Below are 18,180 nucleotides of genomic sequence, written 5' to 3' on the forward strand. Positions count from 1 at the left end.
TCATTATTCTTGGTTGGTTGCTTTAGAACGAGATACACGAGTATCACCAACAAGGAAGTCAAAAATCAAAATAATTGCTAACATCACCACGATCAGCACTGACCCGTAGGAAATAGCGATACCGTATTCACCATCTTCAACGCGATTCAAAATATAAGAAGTGGCAACACGAGTTTCCGGTGTAACTAAGAATATAATGGCGCTTACTGTGGTCATTGCACGCACAAAGCTATAAATCAGTGTCGATAAAATAGCTGGTTTTAATAACGGTAATAGAATATGGGTAATCGTTTTTAAAGAATTAGCACGTAAACTTAATGAGGCTTCATCCAATGATTTATCCAATTGTCCGAGTCCTGCTATACCAGAACGAATCCCAACGGGGACATTCCTCATCACCATTGAGATCACCACAATAGCGGCCGTTCCCGTCAAATAAATAGGGGCATCATTAAAGGCTAATATGTAAGACACACCAGCAACTGTTCCAGGTACAGCAAAACAAAGCATGGTTGAAAACTCAATGACTTTTTTGCCACGGAATTGTTGTCTAACCACTATGTATGCAATCAATAAACCGAAGAAAGCGGTGATTGGTGCGGCAATACCAGCATAAGTCATGGTAGTAATTAAAGAAGGCCAAGCTCCTTCACTCATCCCCATACCAAATAGGTTGATATAGTTATTAAATGTAAGACTGTAATCGACACCCCAGTTAACAGTAAAGCTGCCATAAAAGATGCTGCCATAAAGGAGTACGTTAAAGGCCATCCAAAAATACAGGAGACCTGATACACCTAGTTTCAACGATGGTGGTAGTGGCTGAACATCACCACGGTAAGACTTACCTGAAATAGTCACGTATGAACGTTTACCAATCCATAGATACTGCACGACAAAAATAGCTAAAGAGAATAATAGTAAAATTGCACCTAATGTACTCGCCGATGCATAATCAAGTTGCGCACCTGCAATGTAGAAATAAATCTGCGTTGCTAAAACATCGAAACTACCGCCCAGTACTAAGGGATTACTAAAGTCAGCCAGCGATTGTACAAAGATGATTAAAAAGGAGTTAGCCAATGCAGGTTTTAATAATGGCATCACAATTTGAAAAAAGGTTTGGTAACGGTTAGCGCGTAATGTATATGAAGCCTCTTCTAATGAAGGATGTAAAGATTTCATTGCTCCGTCAATAATCATGAAAGACATAGGCGCAAAAGCAAGTACTTGAGCCATCCAAATACCAGTAAAACCATATAACCAGTTAGTTTGTTCCAAGCCGAACCAGTCGACCATTAATTCGGTAATGTAACCAGAACGACCTAACATTAGTGTTACGCCCAAACCTACAACAAAGGGTGGAGTAACAATCGGTAGAATAGAAAATATGCGCGCTATAAAAGCAGAACGTTTTGCAATACGCGTAGTATAAATGGCAAAAATGAGGCCAAAAAAAGTGGCTCCGATACCAACTGATGTGCCTAACATAACCGAGTTTAATATAATTTGTATAATGTGCGATTTAGTCAGTATTTCAAGGAACTGGAATAGTACAAAATGGCCAGAGTCATCCTGAAACATAGGTACAAAAATAGCAATACTTGGATAAATAATAAAAGTAGAGATCAATATAATGATGGAAATGAGTGAAGCAATAATAAATACATCGCCACCAAGGTATTCCATTCGAGAAAAGGCGAGAGTCATGACTGCGCCAAGGCCAATGAATAAAACAATCGTGGAGTAACCTAAACCTTGTTCAGTATACCAAGACGAAAGTAATGTTATAAACATACATAAAATAGAAAAAACAATATCAAACCAGTGTTGTTTTTTGGCATATTTATTTTGGATTTTACGAGGACGAAGTAATAAACCGAGCGGTAAGATAAACCATAACCAAGAAATATTAGCTGAGCTCCAGCCCATGGCCATGTTAATTTCTTCAAAAGTGGAATCGAACACCCCATAATCGAGTGAAAAACTGGGTAGGAATATAAAGCCGGCAAGTAGCACTAAAACCCAGTAAAAAATAGGATCTCGATGTTCAGGAGTTGGCCGGTGACGGGTAGATGATTTATCTGTTATATCATTCATTGTAAAGTACCGAGTTAATAAAAAGTTATTTTTAATCAATTTGTTAGATTAAGTATTCCCTATCTGCTCACTGCAAGTGGAAATGAAATTTGTAATCATGATTGAGAGTAGAATTAACATAAAATGTTAAGAGAAATGAGCAGTACTAATACTGCTCATCTAAGTGCAGGTTATTCCCCCATTTTTACTTGGTTTACCCATTTATCGATTAAACGTTTACGCTCACTAGATGATCCGTATTTATTCATATCGTAATTAATTAAGGTTAGCTTTTTAGGGTCCAGTGCATTAGGTGATTGCTCTGCCGTTGTATTGGTTAAAATTTGGAACGATTGACCTTTGTTCCAAGCTAACTCTTGGCCTTCTTTGGATAAAACATAATCGACAAAAAGTTTTGCATTATCTAGGTTACGAGCACCTTTAATAATACTCACACCACCAATTTCATAACCTGTTCCTTCACAAGGAGAAATAAGCTCCAGCGGTGCACCTTTAGATTGTTCAAGTGAATAGTCATGTAAGAAGCCTACACCGATTGCGATTTCACCACGCGCGGAGTTACGAGATGGTGTTACACCTGATTTAGTGTATTGAGAGATGTTTTTATCTAATGCTTTGAAGTAATCAAACGCTTTATCTTCAGTCCAAAGTTGGATAAAGGTTGCTAATGCAGTGTAGGCAGTGCCTGAACTTTGTGGATCAGAAATTTGAATTTCATCTTTGTACTCTGGCTTAGTCAGGTCACTCCAACAACGTGGGATTTCTAACCCTTTCTCTGCAAGACGTTCAGTATTCACACCAAAACCAAGAATACCCATATAAACGGCAGATGAGTAATTACCTTTACGCTTAGCTGGATCTTTGTATTGGTCCATAATGAACTCAAGCTGTGGAGATTTATAAGGTTGCAGTAAATCCATTTCACCCGCTTGAGATTGTGGATCTAGCGTGCCACCATACCAAACATCGGCACGAGGGTTCTTTTTCTCTGCTTCAATTTTAGCAAATGTACTACCAGAACCGTTACGTACAAATGAGGTTTTAACATCATATTTTTCAGAGAATGCTTTGGTTTCTGCAGAACACATTGCATTGGTTGCACTACAGTAAACAACCAGTCGACCTTCGGCAACGGCTTGTGGTGCAATGGTCATTGTGGAGCCTAGAACACAAGCGGCTAATAAAGTACGTTGAGTGCTAATTTTCATATTCTTCCCTTCCTTTTTTTGATAAAAAACTAATATTTCACTTCGTGAATAAATAATGCCAAAGAATTTAGTCTCGTTATTCCGTTCAACTATTCTGCGAATACAAATATGAATAATGGTGTTAGAACAATCTGATTTTTATTAGCGAGAAAGCATAAGTATTAGCAACTAAGATCAAAAACATGACTAGCCATTCGCGTTATCTCGCACATCCTGTGCTTTTACAAAAGGTAAGATCAGTAAGCCAATACAAGCTGCTGATAACGTAATTACACTGAAAAAACCTTCCCAATTAAATCGTTCAATAATTAATGCAAGCGGGTAGCTAGCAAGTGCTGCGCCTAGATACCCGAATAATCCTACAAACCCTGTTGCTGTCCCTGCTACATCCTTGTGTGAACATTCTGCTGCGGCCATTCCAATCATCATTTGAGGGCCAAACACAAAGAAACCAATGGAAAAAAAACATCCAGATAGCACCACAAAATTATCTACAGGTGTTAACCACAGGGCAGAAACAGAAGCAAAAATACCCAAAGCAAAAATCAAAATCATCGGAGCGCGGTTGCCACGGAAAAATCGGTCTGAACCCCAACCTCCAAATAATGAACCAAGAAAGCCGCCTATTTCAAACATGGAGACAGCCGCATTCGCTGAAAAAAGTTCAAAACCATGTCGTTGCATTAAATAAAGGTTTCCCCAATCATTAATAGCGGTACGTACGATATAAACCAAAAAATAAGAACTGCATAAAATCCAAATATACTTATTACCTAATACATAAACAGTCAGAATTTTTTTAAAATTTAATCCTTTACCTTCTTGTTCGTGTTGTTTTTCAAGTGCATCATTTCGCCACTCACCGACACTGGGTAGCCCTAAACTGGTCGGTTTGTCCTGCATTCTGAAACATAAAACAATACCAACTAATATCGCCGCACTCCCTGGAATAATGAACCCATAACGCCATCCCCAGGAGACCGCTATAAATCCAATAACGATGGGGATCAACGCGCCACTTAAGTTGTGGCATGTATTCCAAATCGACCACCAAAAACCACGTTCAGAACGAGAGTACCAAGTGGTTAATAGCTTGGCACAAGGCGGCCATCCCCAACCTTGAAAAAACGCATTCGCTACCCACAATGTGGCAAACATGAATAACGATGAACTCAAGCCAAAGGCAATATTAATCATGCCCGTTGCGATCAACCCCAATCCCATAAAATAACTAGGCTTTGATTGATCACTGACCATCCCGGAAAAAAATTTAGATAGGCCGTAAGTAATATAAAAAAGTGTCCCTAAAAAACCGATATCAGAATGTGCTAACCCAAGGTCGGAAAGTAAAGCTGGCATCGCAAAGTTCAAACTTTTACGCGTAAAATAAAACATGCCGTAACCGAGGTACATAGATAACATTAAGTGCAATCGCCAGTATTGATAAGTGGCATTAATCTGTACTTGATTAGTTATCGTTTTAGCGGGTTGCTCAGAGGTTAAAAAACCCATCATGTGTAAATTCTCCTAACTGAAAACGATGGTACTCAATGGTGTTGGTGAAAGAGTGAGACTAGTTTTTAAATGTCTAAGAAAAATTCCTAGTTTTGCTGTGTAAGGCGAAAAGTTGTGGTCTAGGTAACATATTAGTTGTCTACTTAACGGTCTATTAGCTCATTATTAATAGCTTTAGTTGTTGTCATTTTAGTCTGCGGTGGAAAAGGCTTTGACGGGTAAATGAATGACTATTAGCGTGCCAGGGTAAGAGGTTGCTAGGTTTGTTAACCTTATTGTCGGTTGTTGAAGTTCAGCTGCTTTTGCTTCTCGGGTTTGTATTCTTATTTTCCCCCCCAATGCACTGGTCCGTTCTTTAATGCCTTTAAGACCTTGTCCATTACTTTGCCAGTCATCGGGGAGACCTATCCCATTGTCTCGTAATTCTAAGGTAAACACTTCACCGGGCAGTAAACTTAACTGCACTTCACTTGCCTGCGCATGTTTACTGACATTGTTTAATAATTCTTGCACGATACGGTATAGCGTAACGGCGGTAATATCATCAAGCTTAGTAGCCGATAAACCAAAGTTTAGTTTAAAATCGATATGCCTATCTGCAAAGCGCATCTCTGCACTCAGCTGCCTAATGGCATCTTCTAAGCCTAATTCATCAAGGGAATGAGGGCGCAACTGAGTCAATAGCTGCCTTGTAGAGCTGTGTATTCTTAATGCTAACGTGTTAATAGTCGTTGCGATATCTTGACTATTTTTATCCTGACTCACTTTGCCAGCAAGCATCGCCTGGATTTGAATCGCTGTAATATTTTGGCCAATTTCATCATGTAATTCACGAGCCACAGACTTGCGAATATTTTCTTCCGCTTGCACGAGTTGCTGTGTTAACTGTTGCTTGTTAGAAAGCTCCATTGCTAAATCAGAGTTAACACGATGTAGTTGCTCAGATAATAAAAACTGCCTACTGATTGCGATCCCTAAACCTAATCCAACTAATGCTTGGCTAGTCATAAATATTTGTAACTCTTGATCTGATTCAAAGGTACCTGTGATCTGTCTCGCGGTGGTTAATAGTATGCTGTTAATAACACCTGCTAAAACGCCACCTTGCCAACCGTATTTATAGGCCATAAAGATATTTGGTAGTAATATAATTAACAGCACCAAGGGTTTCATTGTTTCTAATAGCGTTAATTCAGCAATCAGTCCGATACTAAAAAAGCCTATTCCCCAGATGATAGCAGACGGCCGTAGGCGGATCTCTTGATGAACCAGAATCGGACTTAATGGTAACCATATTTTATGTTGAAGATAGTCATAAAGCAGGTACAAAAACGGAGCGAGTAAAATCCCACCAGTTAATGCGGACATGGTCGCTGAAAACACATAACTAAAGGGTAAATTAAAGGGGGTCACAAGCAGTAAAATGGCTAAGCCACAAAGTAAACTGTAAAGAATAGTAAGAGCAGATAGCGCAAGCAACTTTTGCCAATAAGTATCTAAATACTTCCAATAGTGACTAAACGGTATGGCAATGATGTAGGGTAAAAAAACAAATATGAATAGTAAATTTTCGTGTTCATTTTCGCCCAAGAGATAAAGCAAACTAGCAACAATGAACAGTTCACTAATTATAAAAAGGTGCCACATGCTACGAGGGGCAAGGGTGAATGTGATTAGTTTTAACCCTGTTGGCAGCAATAAACCCGCTAATAAAATATCCGCTGATAAGTAACGGCTAATGTTCCATAAACAAAACCAGCTAATGCTATAAATTAAAAAGCTAAATATATAAACAAAAGCGAGCTTAGAGAGGCTGTGTTCACCAATAATGTAATGATTGAAAACATCTTGTTTGCTTTCAGGTAAAGGGGACTTAATAGCCATTTGCTTATTCTGCCAATAGTTTATGCCGAAGTGCAAAACGAATAAGGTCAACATTATTTTGAAGGTCTAACTTACTAAGAATATTCGCTCGATGTACGTGTATAGTTTTGTGGCTAATGAAAAGCTCATTACCAATATGCTTCACATCTTTACCTTGAATAAGGTGGTTGAATACTTCTGTTTCTCGCTTTGTTAACACATTCAATGGTGATGGAGTTGATGCTGCATTACTTAAATTAAATAATGCATCCGCGCATAAATAACGGTCACCTTTAGCCACCGTTCTAATAGCCGCAACTAATTCCCCTGGACCACAACGTTTCGATAAATAACCGCAGGCTCCTGCTTCAATAGCTTGGCTTACAAAGGAGGCTGAGTCATAAATAGATAAAATAATCGCTTTAAAATTTGGTTGTACTTTGCGTAACTTTCCTAATAACACCAGGCCACTTTCATCGGGCATTGAAATATCAATAACAGCAACATCTAATTTAGTATTTGCGAGTGCTTGATAAGCATCTAAAGCACAACCATGTTGGCTATGTACTTCTATATCAGCTTCAACACTCAATAATTGGGCAAAGCCTGAACGTACCATAAGATGATCATCAACTAACGCGACGGAAATCATGTGAAACCCTTGTAATAAAAACATCTAAAATGCGCATGTTACTGCAAGGTATTAATCGAGCTTAAGCTTGTAGTATCGCGGGAGTTTGTTAATGTAATCAGTTGTTAATTAAGGAATAGTAACTGACAATTTTTCAAATTGTATCCTAGTTAATTTTTCGTTAAATGTAGTTTCATCATAGAAATTAAATTTATAATGTTAATTTTTCCTGATTAACGATAAAAAAGTCAGCGTTATAGCTCAGATTAGGTGCACTGTTCAAGTTTAGAGGTAGGTTAGGTGACTAGACGAAGAGTCTATGTTTCAATATTCAATGGTTAATAGTTGATAGTCAATAATCACCAACCAGATATTCGTATTAAATTAAAAAGTAAAAGATAAATAATAGCTAAATAAAAATAAAATTGAATACAAAACAGAAGAGGTTGTCATGCCGTTATTTGGTGCAATAGAAGCAGGTGGCACAAAATTTGTTTGTGCAATAGGTAGTGAAGAAGGTCGTATTTTAGAAAAAGTGACCATTCCAACATCAACCCCAGACGAGACACTTACGCAAGTGATCTCTTTTTTTAAAGATAAACCTATACAAGCATTAGGTGTGGGTTCTTTTGGACCAATTGATCCCAATATTGATTCTCCTACCTATGGATACATTACAAAAACGCCCAAGCCACATTGGAGTGACTACAACTTAATAGGCGTATTGAAACAACATTTTGATATACCCATCGGTTTTGATACCGACGTTAATGGTGCCGCACTTGGAGAGTTAAAGTGGGGGGCTGCAAAAGGGCTATCATCTTCATTGTATATCACTGTTGGTACTGGAATTGGAGCTGGTGCGGTGATCGAAGGAAATAGGGTGCATGGTTTATTGCATCCTGAAATGGGGCATATTATTGTAAAAAGGCATCAAGACGATACTTATCATGGCACTTGTCCATTTCATGGTGATTGTCTTGAAGGATTAGCCGCTGGCCCTGCTATTCAAAATCGTTGGGGTAATTTGGCAAATACATTACCCGCTGAACATCAAGCTTGGGAAATGGAAGCTTATTACCTAGCACAAGCACTGGTTAATTATATTTTGATCCTCTCTCCAGAAAAGATAATTATGGGAGGAGGGGTAATGAAACAAGCCCATTTATTTCCTTTAATTAGACAAAAAGTGAAAGAAATGTTGAACGGTTATGTTCATAAAGCAGAAATTTTAACGCATATTGATCACTATATCGTACCTCCGCTGTTAGGTGATAATGCTGGCATATGCGGTGGTATTGCACTTGCAATTAAAGCTTAACTATTTTGACTGAAATTAATCCCAGTAAATAATTAAGCCATAAATTGCCGAGCAAGCAAAGATGAAAAAGGAAGTTGATCTTCTTTATTGTCGCTCTTTACTGCTCTTTAGATACAGACTTAAGGAGCAGACTGCTTGTGCTATTTTTAATAAAATAGATAAAGCAGTCTGCCATTGAATGTTGGGTAATAATTCCTTCACCTTCCATCATGGTCAATGCATCGTAGCCTTCTTTACCTTTCATTGTATAAGCAGAAGAACTGCCATAATAAAAGGTCTCATGGTCAACCTTTTTCCAACCGCTTTCTTTTGTATAAATAACTAGTTTAGCAATACGTTGACCCATTGGACGTTCATTATAATAGCGAAAACTCAGGTTATGAGTATAAGGGTAACTTCCCGAACCACTTCCCATCACTCCATTATTGATCGCATTATTAATAGCTCCCTCTAAGGCCTGAGCAATATATTTTCCTTTGATACGATAAACGCCAATAGGCACAACGAAAGGCAGCAATTTACCTGCAATATCTGCTACTGAAATATTACCGCTATTTAAAGAGGATCTCACGCCACCTGCGTTATGGATTGCAAAGTCAACTTGATGCCCATTGTTATTCATCATATGCACAAATGATTGAGCGACTAAAGGCGCAATTTCGCTTCCTCCCTCCACATCCGGTATACGAATATGACGCATACTCTCAGCGATAGTTGCAATCACTGTACTTTGTAACTCGCGTACTCTGGGGATATATTTATCAAGTAGCAAACTTTGCAGTTGTAGGTCTTTTTTACACACAACCACATTTTCATGTTGCACGAGATAAAGGCTGGCTTTGTTATGGAGCTGATCCTCATGTGTGGTCAACAAGGTTTTATCAATACATAAGCGACGACCTATTAATAACTCGTTTTTACCATTAAAAGCAGTTACAGAACCGTCGGCGGCAAAGTCAATTTCACAGTGGCCAAGTACCTGTGAATGACATCCTGCTTGAACAATATAAGTATCATTAATTTTTAAACCGTATTCAGACTCTTTTTTAAACCCTAAAGTACTGAAATCACCTTGTAATACATGAGTGTGACCACCTACAATTAAACTAATACCATCTACTTTATCTGCTAAATCACAATCGCCCTCAAAACCTAGATGACTTAATAATATGATTTTATTAATACCGGTTGCTTGAATCGATTTAACAGTATTAATAGCTGTTTGGTAAGCATCAACAAAGGGCGTATCTAGGTCTACATTGGCAATATCTGCCATCTTATCGATTGAAAGTCCAAATATTGCAATCGGCTCGCCATCTACAATACGCGTGATCCAGCGTGCAGTCTGATCCTCTGGTTGATAAGAAAGTAAGTTTGACCGACCATTTAACTGATGAGATTTAGTGGTTAATTCGTTCGATAAGTCCCAGTTACCCGCTAACAATGGAAACGTGATCCGATCCAGAAAGGTCGCAACAGGTTCGTTACCCATATCTAATTCATGGTTACCAATCGTCATCATATCAATACCTAATGCATTGAGCATATCGGCATTTGCTTTACCTTTGAACAAAGAGAAATACAATGTGCCTTGAAAACAATCACCGGCATGCACAAATAGAAAATCTCGCTTATCTGCTAGTGCGTTAGCTTTAAGTTGTTTAACTCGTGTAGCAATGCGTGAAAAGCCACCATTACTAACATAGGGAGAGAGCTTTTCCCCGTCGATATTCAGTTGTAACTGCAATGCCTGTGGTTCAAAGTAAGAGTGTGTATCATTGATATGTGCCAATGTTATCTTCATTGGCTTATTGTTTTTTATCATAAACCTTCATTTTTATTATTTGAATCTAAGTACTGTTTCATTTGATAGTAACGTATTAACCATGACAATATTATTAATACATTAATGACTGTTTTTTCAATTTAAATTAAATAACCATGCCAGCTCAAAGCTCAATCTATATTTAATGAGTCACACTCTACCAATAATAATAAACTAATCAATTAGTTAAAATTATCCGTCACCCCTTAATCAGTTGAATAGATAGAAGTAAGCTTACCTTCGCAATTTAGATACCGCCCCTTGACTGTGTATTCATATTTACAGGTGTGTTTAACAATATATCGATATTAAGCGAAGTAGGGAGGGAATAGAGGTTTACGTCCGATGGTTCGAAGAATTAATTATTACTGACTTACTTATCAGTATAAAAATTGTATGGGTATCGATGCAATGTATGAATTGATATTATTTACAGGAGCTAATAAAAGTCCTAATTATATTCAGCTATAAAAAAAGGGTACTTGTTGATGTCAACAAGTACCCTAAAACTAAAGCAATAGTTTGCTAAGTTTCAAACCGTTATCACGTTTGTAATTACTTCTTCCAAGCAAATGATTCAAACATTGTATCTACAGGTGTTTGAGCAACATGGTTGACATAGTTACTGATCACTTTTTGAGATAAACCAAGAATAACTTCTAATACTTGTTGTTGACCGTAACCTGCTGCGAAGAATGCTTCCATTGCTGCTGCTGGCACATTACCGCGGTCACGTACCATGCTTAATGTGAAGTCTTTTAACGCTTGCAGTTTTGCAGTTGGTAAAGCAGTGTCATTACGTAAAGCTTCTGTAATGGCAGTATCTACTTTCATTGAATGTGCGATTGCAGTGTGTGCAGGTACACAGTAATGACATTCATGTTCAACATTTATTGTTTGCCATACAACCGTTAACTCTTCTGCATTAAATGAAGTACCTGCAAATAATTCATGTAATTGTGTGTAGGCTTTTAAAAGATTTGGAGATTCAGCCATCGTACCAAAAAGGTTAGGCACAACGCCCATTTGTTTAACCGCACCTTCAAGAATTGCTTTGCTGTCTGCTGGAGCTGTTTCTACTGTATGGATTTTAAATTCGCTCATTCTTTTACTCTCTCTAGTGATTAATCATTATTGAAGTTAGTTTCTAATGAGAAGTTAATTCTCTTAAGTGAAGATACTATAAACAACAATGAACGACTGTTCAAGTTAATTCTGAACAAACGTTCAAAATGTGTTTGTTTATCGTTTAATTAGCATTTTAATTCGTATCATTATTTCAATAATCATAAAAATGCTGATGAACACAAGAGAAATAGATTGGCTTTAGGCTATTAGTTTAGGTTAAAAGGGGATTAGCTATTTGAGTTTGTTCAAGGCAGTTTAAAGTGATTCAAGGTAGTTCAATGTAGTTCAATTTATTTGGAGAAGTTAAAAAGATAAATAACTTAATATAAAAAGCCCGTTTCATCACTAAACGGGCTTAAATGTCGTTTAAAAGTTTATGTGCATATTAATGGAAAGGTGCGCCCACAAATATTTCATCAATAAACTTGTTAACTATTTCTTTATTATTGTTTAGCTGAGCATAAGTTCTTAAACCTATGATTTGAACTTGCAGATAACTTGCAAGCTCCATTGCATCTTTGCTTTTGTCTAACTCATCGGCATCAATAGCATCTGTAATAATACCCGCCAGTCTGTTTTCTATATTAGAGAGTATTTTTTTTACTTCATCTAAAAGCTCTTTGTTATCATTTTCAGTTAATTCAGACAGCGACTTCACAATCATGCACATACAACTAGGTTTGCCATCTAGATTATCTATAATAAGTTTCTTAATAAATAGTTTTAGACCTGTTAATGGTGTTGCAGATTGATCTAAACAATCTTGTAATAAGTTACCTGTTTTAGCAGCGTAGTGATGTATTGCTTCTTTGAATAAATTGTCTTTGCTACCAAAAGTCGCGTATATGCTACCTGGACGTAGATCAATAGCCGTTTGTAAGTTACGCATAGATGTACCATGGTAACCTTTTTCCCAGTACAAATTAGTCGCTTTTTCAATTACCTCTGTACGATCAAACTTAGCATTTTTACTCATATTGATTTCTTAAATTAATAATAGAACACTCGTTCATTATACATTAACAAACTAATCTTTCCATGGTCTTTAATCATGATTTACTTTTTACTCACTCAATTCAATTTATTCAAATGACCCTAACTATTAATGAATGACCGCACTTTAGTGATCTTTAGCTAATCGTATTTTCTACCTATTTGAGTATTGTTTTGAAGCGAAAGTATTAAATGTATAAATAAAGTCACGAATAAATTATTTATATGTGACTTGGTAACCTGTACTTGATGATTGATAGGTGTAGGTTTTCAATGCAGACAGTGATTCGTAAGTGACATATTTAGAACGTCGGAGTTGTTATAAAGAGGTTGAAGAATCATATCATGTGTACAGTGACTACATAATGCAGATGATAGTCAAAAATAGTTATTTAATGAAGATATGAGCCTGCTCTTTTTGTTTGCAAGATATTAGTTTAATTAGAGACAATCATAAGGAGAGTGTTATGTACTTAATTACTAATCGTAAACTATCTAAAGCAAGCAATTTGAGATGTTTTGGTAAATCCCCTAATGTTAAAGGACCTAATGAATTGCGTTTAGTTAGGGTCGATAAATTAGAAAATGGATGGAAAGTAGAGCCGCTTGATGACCAACTGACGGCCAGCAAAGTCAAACAACTAAAATCAAAATATCATCTTGATATTGATACTGACAAGGAATGGTATGCCAGCCTTGAGGTCGCCTGCGAACTCTTTGAACGTGCTAGCACAGAGCAAAAGTCTATTTTATTTTTTGTACATGGTTATAACAATGATGTCGAGGATGTTTTAAAAGCCGCTTATGAGATTGAATCTTTATATAATGTGATTGTTGTGTCATTTACTTGGCCTGCGAATGGAGGAGGTGTTATTTCCGGTACCGGCGCATACCTTAGTGACAAATCTGATGCACGAGTTTCAGCTGGTGCACTTAATCGCACCATTGGCATTATTCAACAACTGCATTTATTACTGACGCATTCTTTACAACTTAGGCGACAAAAAGAGGCGTTTAGAAAACATCCTAATAACCCAAACGCAGAAGCTTCTCTTTTTACCAAATTAATGGCATCTGACTGCTCTGTTACAATCAATTTACTCTGTCACAGTATGGGAAACTACGTTTTGAAACACACGCTTTCAACCAGTGAAAACCAAACATCAGGATTGGTGTTTGACAATATTTGCTTGGTTGCTGCTGATACTAATAATAAAGACCATGCTAATTGGGTAGAAAAGCTTGATGTAAGGAAAAGAGTTTATGTTGTGATCAATGAAAATGATTCAGCACTGAGAGCATCACGCATCAAACCGGGTAAAGAACAAAAAGCGCGATTAGGTTCGTATCTCAAAAAACTAAATAGCCCCAATGCGGCGTACATCGATGTTACCGATGTAAATGGTATTGGTACCGATCATACTTATTTTAAGGGAGAGTCGGTCAATGAAGACAATGCACTTAAAGCTATTTTTGAAGGTATGTTTAACGGAAAAGTCGTTGAACCCTTATTAGATTACCAAGTTGATATGAATACCTACAAGTTATAATTAACTATCTGATGAGGTATAACTATCTGAATATTTCTCTGAATAGTTTTCTCTGTTGAGGCATCGTTTCTGTAAATATAAAAAGGCCACTAATTGGCCTTTTTAATTTTAAGATATGAACTTTAAAAATAAGTGTCTCTAGATCGCTGCTCATTTATTATTTTTTATCAATTTCCTTCTTAACCATTTGCTTCTTAACCATTTGTTTCTTATCAATAAAAGCACTTGGCATTACTTCAACACCGACTAATCGACCTAACTTTATAATAATTGGGATGGTGATAGGGGCAAACGGTAAAATAGCAAACACCCCTAAACCTAATCCTTTTAATACATTAACCATTTGCTCATTGGCCATTTTCATCTCAGCTTTGCTCGCTAGGCCTTGTGTATAATTTTTATAGGTGGTTAACATCAAGATCGTTTCTTGTTTTTCCTGGGCTAAAGCAATCTTTAGCTTAATCATTGCACGCCTAGTTTTTAATCTAAGCGATAGTTTTTCGATACGCAAAACGCGTAATGGCGCTTTGTGAAAATAACGTAAGGTTCTCATTATTGACTCATTATTTTTTAGTTAATAATAATAGTAATTTTGAAGCTAACGTTAGTAATAATAAACATACACCACCCGCAACAATACCGACTAGCCCTGTTAATATGGTTGGGGCAATATATTCAAAGAGATAACTGAGAGAAAAAAAGTAATGCTCAATATGGTGAACAAGATCTGCGATGAAAGAGATGTTATGAACGAGAATGCCACCGCCTACTAAAAACATCGCGATGGTGCCTACAATGACTAGAAATTTCATTAATAACGGAGCAAAAGCTAATAGAAAATTACCTAGTATCGTTTTTAACGTGTTTTCATTTTCAGTATTTGCATTTTTAAGCAAATATAGGCCTAAGTCATCGAGTTTGACGATCGCAGCTACTAAACCATAAACAAAAACAGTTAAACCAATGGCTAAAGCAATCAGCACCAATACGCGAGTTAATATGTCTGCACCGGCAATAGTACCTAATGCAATTACTACGATTTCAGCTGATAAAATAAAGTCTGTGCGTATTGCCCCTTTAATTTTATCTTTTTCTAGAGCAACGAGGTCAATATTTTTATCTGCATTTGCTTTGATACGTTGTTGTTTAACTTGCTGATTTATTTCTTTTTTTTGATTGGGAGCAAACAAAGAATGTGCTATTTTTTCAAAACCTTCAAAGCATAAATATAATCCCCCCATCACCAGTAAAATAGTGATCGCTGAAGGGAAAAAAGCACTGAGTAGCAATGCAACAGGTACGATAATGGCTTTATTTAATAAAGAACCTTTAGCAACCGCCCAAACCACGGGGAGCTCTCTATCGGCTTTTACACCTGAAACTTGTTGCGCGTTTAAAGCAAGATCATCGCCTAAAACACCTGCTGTTTTTTTAGCCGCAACTTTGCTCATTAATGCAACATCGTCTAATACTGCAACAATATCGTCTAGTAACGCTAATAAACTTAATCCTGCCATCGTTATCCTTTTTTATATGAAGTATTAAATATAAGAATTTATCTGAGTAAGGGCGGTGAGATAATTAGTCAAGCCGACCCGTCACTATATAACAGTAATGTCCAGAGGCTCAGTGTTATCTTTATGATCTTTAAAAAGTTTATTGAGTAAAAAAGACATGAATAAAGACCAGCCATCAAGTAGACATCGAAATTAAATTTTGGTTTACATTAAACTCTGTATCTTACCTTCTTATGAAAAGGTCTTTTTAATATAACAAGTTGCGAATAAATAGAAGTTTTATCATTAGCCTGAATTGACTGTCATTTTCAGTTACTTTAATTGCTTAAATTTAACATCAGTAACATCAGTTTTATCTTTGTTGGTTTAGTTTTTCGGGGTTATTTAGTTTTTGGATAGCAGCTAAGGCAAATAACACGACAAAAGTTGTTGGTTTAATTGTATTAAATAGTTTTTACCAAACGGGCCGTCTTCAAGGTCTCGTGATAGAAACTCAGGCAAATCTTTATCATATTCATCACTGAAAAATGCAATACCACAGGCAATAGAAGCAACGCTGTCAGTATCTCCCCCGAGTCTTATCGCTTTATCTAAAACTTCTGAAAGGGAATTAGATTGAGATAATACAGTTAATACTGCGTCGATAGTATCAATAGCATTACATTCAGTTCGATCGACTTTATCTTCAATAAAAAACTCATTGGTCTGTAAACAGACATACTCAAACAGACCATGTTTATTACCTAGTTTGTTAACAAAATAATAAACAGCTAATGCGACGGCTTGAGAGGCTATAATTCCTTCATGAGTGTTATGCGTAACAGCAGCTTGCATTCGCGCTTTTTCTAACATCTCGGTTTTGTCTTTTATTAAGCCTAATGGAACCGAGCGCATGGCTGAACCGTTGCGCACACTATCTGCATAGATAGTGTCAATGAATTCAGCCGCGGACTTTGTTTTTAATAAAAAGTGGTAGAAGTTATCTGAGTAAGTTTGTCTTGGGTCACGTTTAAAGACCTTTAAAAAATACTCAGCAACTAATAACTCGTTCCATACGTTTTGCTCGTTGAGCATTAACTCACAAATTGCTATCGTCATCTGAGTATCATCGGTATAAGAACCCGCAGGGCGGTTATCTAGCCAAGGACGATGATATTCTGTAAGACAATGCTTTTCTTCAATATAATCGGTTTCAGTAAATTCAAATCCGGCTCCATAAGCATCGGCCATTGCAATAACTAATAACATATTTTCCTTCCTTGGCCTTTCATCACACATTCCTTGTATCTATCAACTGGTATTGTCGAAACACTATATAGTTAACTTCAAAAATATCGATTTACGTTTAATTAATTTCAAATACATTGATTTTCAAACAAAGCGATATTCAAACAAAACAACATTCAAACATTGTAGACATAATTAGGGAGCATCAATAATATACATGGTTACTTATAACATGAATAATAACAACAGCATAAGAGTTAGTTGCATCTTGTTAGCTGCATCAAGTTTCAAATAAATTATATTTTTATTTATATAAAGTTTGCTTATATTACTTTGATAATCAATTTGCTGTGATCGCGTTTTGTCTTTACTCCTATCAGTAATACCTTCATTAATAGACACTTCGACATCATTGACCGGTTTATTCCAGTATCGCCTACCTTAATCTTTTATTATCGAAGCTGATGACATATAACTTAATAATTAATAATTAATTGTTAATTGTTAATAGGTAATAGGTAATAGGTAATAAGTATTCAGTTTTTTATAAAGTATTAGAACATACCCCTTAAGAGAAAACGTGATTAATGTCAATTTTTACTCTGCAAGTAAAATATCTCTATGCCGATGATATTAAACAGACTTTAACTAATGTATATTAATTGTCATACTTTTGTGAAGTTGGTTGAAGCGTTTTATTTTATAAATCTAGGCTCGGTTAGTCAGGTGTTCATTACTATTACATATACGCAAAAGGATCCGCTGTGTTTTCAGATGTTAATGTTAAGGTCATTATTGGTTTATTTTGTTTATCTATAGCAGCATTTTTATCGCACCGTTTAGGAATATTGGATACTTCTTATTCCGTTCTAGTTAATACTGAAGATAAAACAAAAAATTTAATTACGAGTAAACATGCTGATGCTTATTTAACTGAAAAGCGTAACATATCGCTGCAATGTAAACTGACCGAAAACAATGGATATACCCGTGATCTTTGATAATGCTTTTCATTTGTAAAAAAAAATTGAAATTTAATTTTAAAAGATCACACTAAGGAAATGCAGATATCATTGACCGGCCAAGAGAAGCTAGCGTTAGAATCACGCCATAAAAAGTGCAGTGATAAACGGGAGTGCGACCGAATTAAAGCGATTCTATTATCGGATGAAGGTTGGTCAACGATAATGATTTCTCAGGCCCTACGAAAGCATCAATCCAGCATTGTTCGTCATTTAAATGAATATGCCGATAGTCAGAAGAAAACTTCAAATAATGGCGGCTCTGATAGTTACTTGGATA

14 protein-coding genes and 1 pseudogene are annotated in these 18,180 nt (G+C 36.4%); 4 read left to right on the forward strand and 11 right to left on the reverse strand.

Features of this window, described 5'->3' with window-relative positions:
• Window positions 1–3: 3 nt before the first annotated feature.
• The 5 genes from H592_RS0118985 to H592_RS0119005 all read right to left on the reverse strand — a co-directional run bounded on the left by H592_RS0118985 (window position 4) and on the right by H592_RS0119005 (window position 7,338).
• On the reverse strand, window positions 4–2,100 hold the full coding sequence (locus tag H592_RS0118985; RefSeq protein WP_028870171.1) for an ABC transporter permease: 2,097 nt from the start codon (window positions 2,098–2,100) through the stop codon (window positions 4–6).
• Between the two features lie 170 nt (window positions 2,101–2,270).
• Window positions 2,271–3,308, reverse strand: a complete 1,038-nt coding sequence (locus H592_RS0118990; RefSeq protein ID WP_028870172.1) for an ABC transporter substrate-binding protein — start codon at window positions 3,306–3,308, stop codon at window positions 2,271–2,273.
• A gap of 186 nt (window positions 3,309–3,494) precedes the next feature.
• Window positions 3,495–4,823: an MFS transporter gene (gene uhpC, locus H592_RS0118995; protein ID WP_037072235.1), complete on the reverse strand. Its 1,329-nt coding sequence runs from the start codon at window positions 4,821–4,823 to the stop codon at window positions 3,495–3,497.
• Between the two features lie 189 nt (window positions 4,824–5,012).
• Entirely contained in the window at window positions 5,013–6,707 is a 1,695-nt protein-coding gene (locus H592_RS0119000; RefSeq protein WP_084296335.1) for an MASE1 domain-containing sensor histidine kinase, read from the reverse strand.
• 4 nt (window positions 6,708–6,711) lie between these two features.
• The gene (locus tag H592_RS0119005; protein WP_028870175.1) at window positions 6,712–7,338 is read right to left on the reverse strand and encodes a response regulator; all 627 of its coding nucleotides are present in this window, start codon (window positions 7,336–7,338) and stop codon (window positions 6,712–6,714) included.
• 430 nt (window positions 7,339–7,768) lie between these two features.
• On the opposite strand from H592_RS0119005, the gene H592_RS0119010 reads away from it, so the two are divergent.
• Window positions 7,769–8,638, forward strand: a complete 870-nt coding sequence (locus H592_RS0119010; protein WP_028870176.1) for an ROK family protein — start codon at window positions 7,769–7,771, stop codon at window positions 8,636–8,638.
• A gap of 97 nt (window positions 8,639–8,735) precedes the next feature.
• Here H592_RS0119010 and H592_RS0119015 read toward each other — a convergent pair whose 3' ends face one another.
• The 3 genes from H592_RS0119015 to H592_RS0119025 form a co-directional block, all read right to left on the reverse strand.
• Window positions 8,736–10,463, reverse strand: a complete 1,728-nt coding sequence (locus H592_RS0119015; RefSeq protein WP_028870177.1) for a bifunctional metallophosphatase/5'-nucleotidase — start codon at window positions 10,461–10,463, stop codon at window positions 8,736–8,738.
• Between the two features lie 555 nt (window positions 10,464–11,018).
• Window positions 11,019–11,567 (reverse strand): carboxymuconolactone decarboxylase family protein, encoded by a 549-nt coding sequence (locus H592_RS0119020; protein WP_028870178.1) that lies wholly within the window; start codon window positions 11,565–11,567, stop codon window positions 11,019–11,021.
• A gap of 409 nt (window positions 11,568–11,976) precedes the next feature.
• Window positions 11,977–12,567, reverse strand: coding sequence for a TetR/AcrR family transcriptional regulator (locus tag H592_RS0119025; RefSeq protein ID WP_028870179.1), 591 nt, complete (start codon window positions 12,565–12,567; stop codon window positions 11,977–11,979).
• Window positions 12,568–13,051: 484 nt separating this feature from the next.
• On the opposite strand from H592_RS0119025, the gene H592_RS0119030 reads away from it, so the two are divergent.
• Window positions 13,052–14,134, forward strand: a complete 1,083-nt coding sequence (locus tag H592_RS0119030) for an alpha/beta hydrolase (protein ID WP_028870180.1) — start codon at window positions 13,052–13,054, stop codon at window positions 14,132–14,134.
• A gap of 157 nt (window positions 14,135–14,291) precedes the next feature.
• On the opposite strand, the gene H592_RS0119035 is transcribed toward H592_RS0119030, so the two are convergent.
• The 3 genes from H592_RS0119035 to H592_RS0119045 all read right to left on the reverse strand — a co-directional run bounded on the left by H592_RS0119035 (window position 14,292) and on the right by H592_RS0119045 (window position 16,899).
• Window positions 14,292–14,687, reverse strand: coding sequence for a hypothetical protein (locus tag H592_RS0119035; protein ID WP_028870181.1), 396 nt, complete (start codon window positions 14,685–14,687; stop codon window positions 14,292–14,294).
• A 10-nt stretch (window positions 14,688–14,697) separates the two neighbouring features.
• Entirely contained in the window at window positions 14,698–15,651 is a 954-nt protein-coding gene (locus H592_RS0119040; RefSeq protein WP_028870182.1) for a DUF808 domain-containing protein, read from the reverse strand.
• 402 nt (window positions 15,652–16,053) lie between these two features.
• The gene (locus H592_RS0119045) at window positions 16,054–16,899 is read right to left on the reverse strand and encodes an ADP-ribosylglycohydrolase family protein (protein WP_028870183.1); all 846 of its coding nucleotides are present in this window, start codon (window positions 16,897–16,899) and stop codon (window positions 16,054–16,056) included.
• 743 nt (window positions 16,900–17,642) lie between these two features.
• Between H592_RS0119045 and H592_RS0119055 the strand changes: the two genes are divergently transcribed.
• Both H592_RS0119055 and H592_RS24095 read left to right on the forward strand, forming a co-directional pair.
• Window positions 17,643–17,879 (forward strand): hypothetical protein, encoded by a 237-nt coding sequence (locus tag H592_RS0119055; protein WP_028870184.1) that lies wholly within the window; start codon window positions 17,643–17,645, stop codon window positions 17,877–17,879.
• Window positions 17,880–17,939: 60 nt separating this feature from the next.
• Window positions 17,940–18,180 (forward strand): annotated as a pseudogene (locus H592_RS24095) (helix-turn-helix domain-containing protein); the annotation flags it as partial.

This window comes from Psychromonas arctica DSM 14288 (assembly GCF_000482725.1).
In the GTDB taxonomy this organism is placed as follows: Bacteria; Pseudomonadota; Gammaproteobacteria; order Enterobacterales; family Psychromonadaceae; genus Psychromonas; species Psychromonas arctica.

What these genes read in the sequence shown, in the direction of transcription:
- H592_RS0118985 (WP_028870171.1), bottom strand. Translation starts at nt 2,100, where the DNA reads ATGAATGATATAACAGATAAATCATCTACCCGTCACCGGCCAACTCCT.
- H592_RS0118990 (WP_028870172.1), bottom strand. Translation starts at nt 3,308, where the DNA reads ATGAAAATTAGCACTCAACGTACTTTATTAGCCGCTTGTGTTCTAGGC.
- uhpC (WP_037072235.1), bottom strand. Translation starts at nt 4,823, where the DNA reads ATGATGGGTTTTTTAACCTCTGAGCAACCCGCTAAAACGATAACTAAT.
- H592_RS0119000 (WP_084296335.1), bottom strand. Translation starts at nt 6,707, where the DNA reads ATGGCTATTAAGTCCCCTTTACCTGAAAGCAAACAAGATGTTTTCAAT.
- H592_RS0119005 (WP_028870175.1), bottom strand. Translation starts at nt 7,338, where the DNA reads ATGATTTCCGTCGCGTTAGTTGATGATCATCTTATGGTACGTTCAGGC.
- H592_RS0119010 (WP_028870176.1), top strand. Translation starts at nt 7,769, where the DNA reads ATGCCGTTATTTGGTGCAATAGAAGCAGGTGGCACAAAATTTGTTTGT.
- H592_RS0119015 (WP_028870177.1), bottom strand. Translation starts at nt 10,463, where the DNA reads ATGATAAAAAACAATAAGCCAATGAAGATAACATTGGCACATATCAAT.
- H592_RS0119020 (WP_028870178.1), bottom strand. Translation starts at nt 11,567, where the DNA reads ATGAGCGAATTTAAAATCCATACAGTAGAAACAGCTCCAGCAGACAGC.
- H592_RS0119025 (WP_028870179.1), bottom strand. Translation starts at nt 12,567, where the DNA reads ATGAGTAAAAATGCTAAGTTTGATCGTACAGAGGTAATTGAAAAAGCG.
- H592_RS0119030 (WP_028870180.1), top strand. Translation starts at nt 13,052, where the DNA reads ATGTACTTAATTACTAATCGTAAACTATCTAAAGCAAGCAATTTGAGA.
- H592_RS0119035 (WP_028870181.1), bottom strand. Translation starts at nt 14,687, where the DNA reads ATGAGAACCTTACGTTATTTTCACAAAGCGCCATTACGCGTTTTGCGT.
- H592_RS0119040 (WP_028870182.1), bottom strand. Translation starts at nt 15,651, where the DNA reads ATGGCAGGATTAAGTTTATTAGCGTTACTAGACGATATTGTTGCAGTA.
- H592_RS0119045 (WP_028870183.1), bottom strand. Translation starts at nt 16,899, where the DNA reads ATGTTATTAGTTATTGCAATGGCCGATGCTTATGGAGCCGGATTTGAA.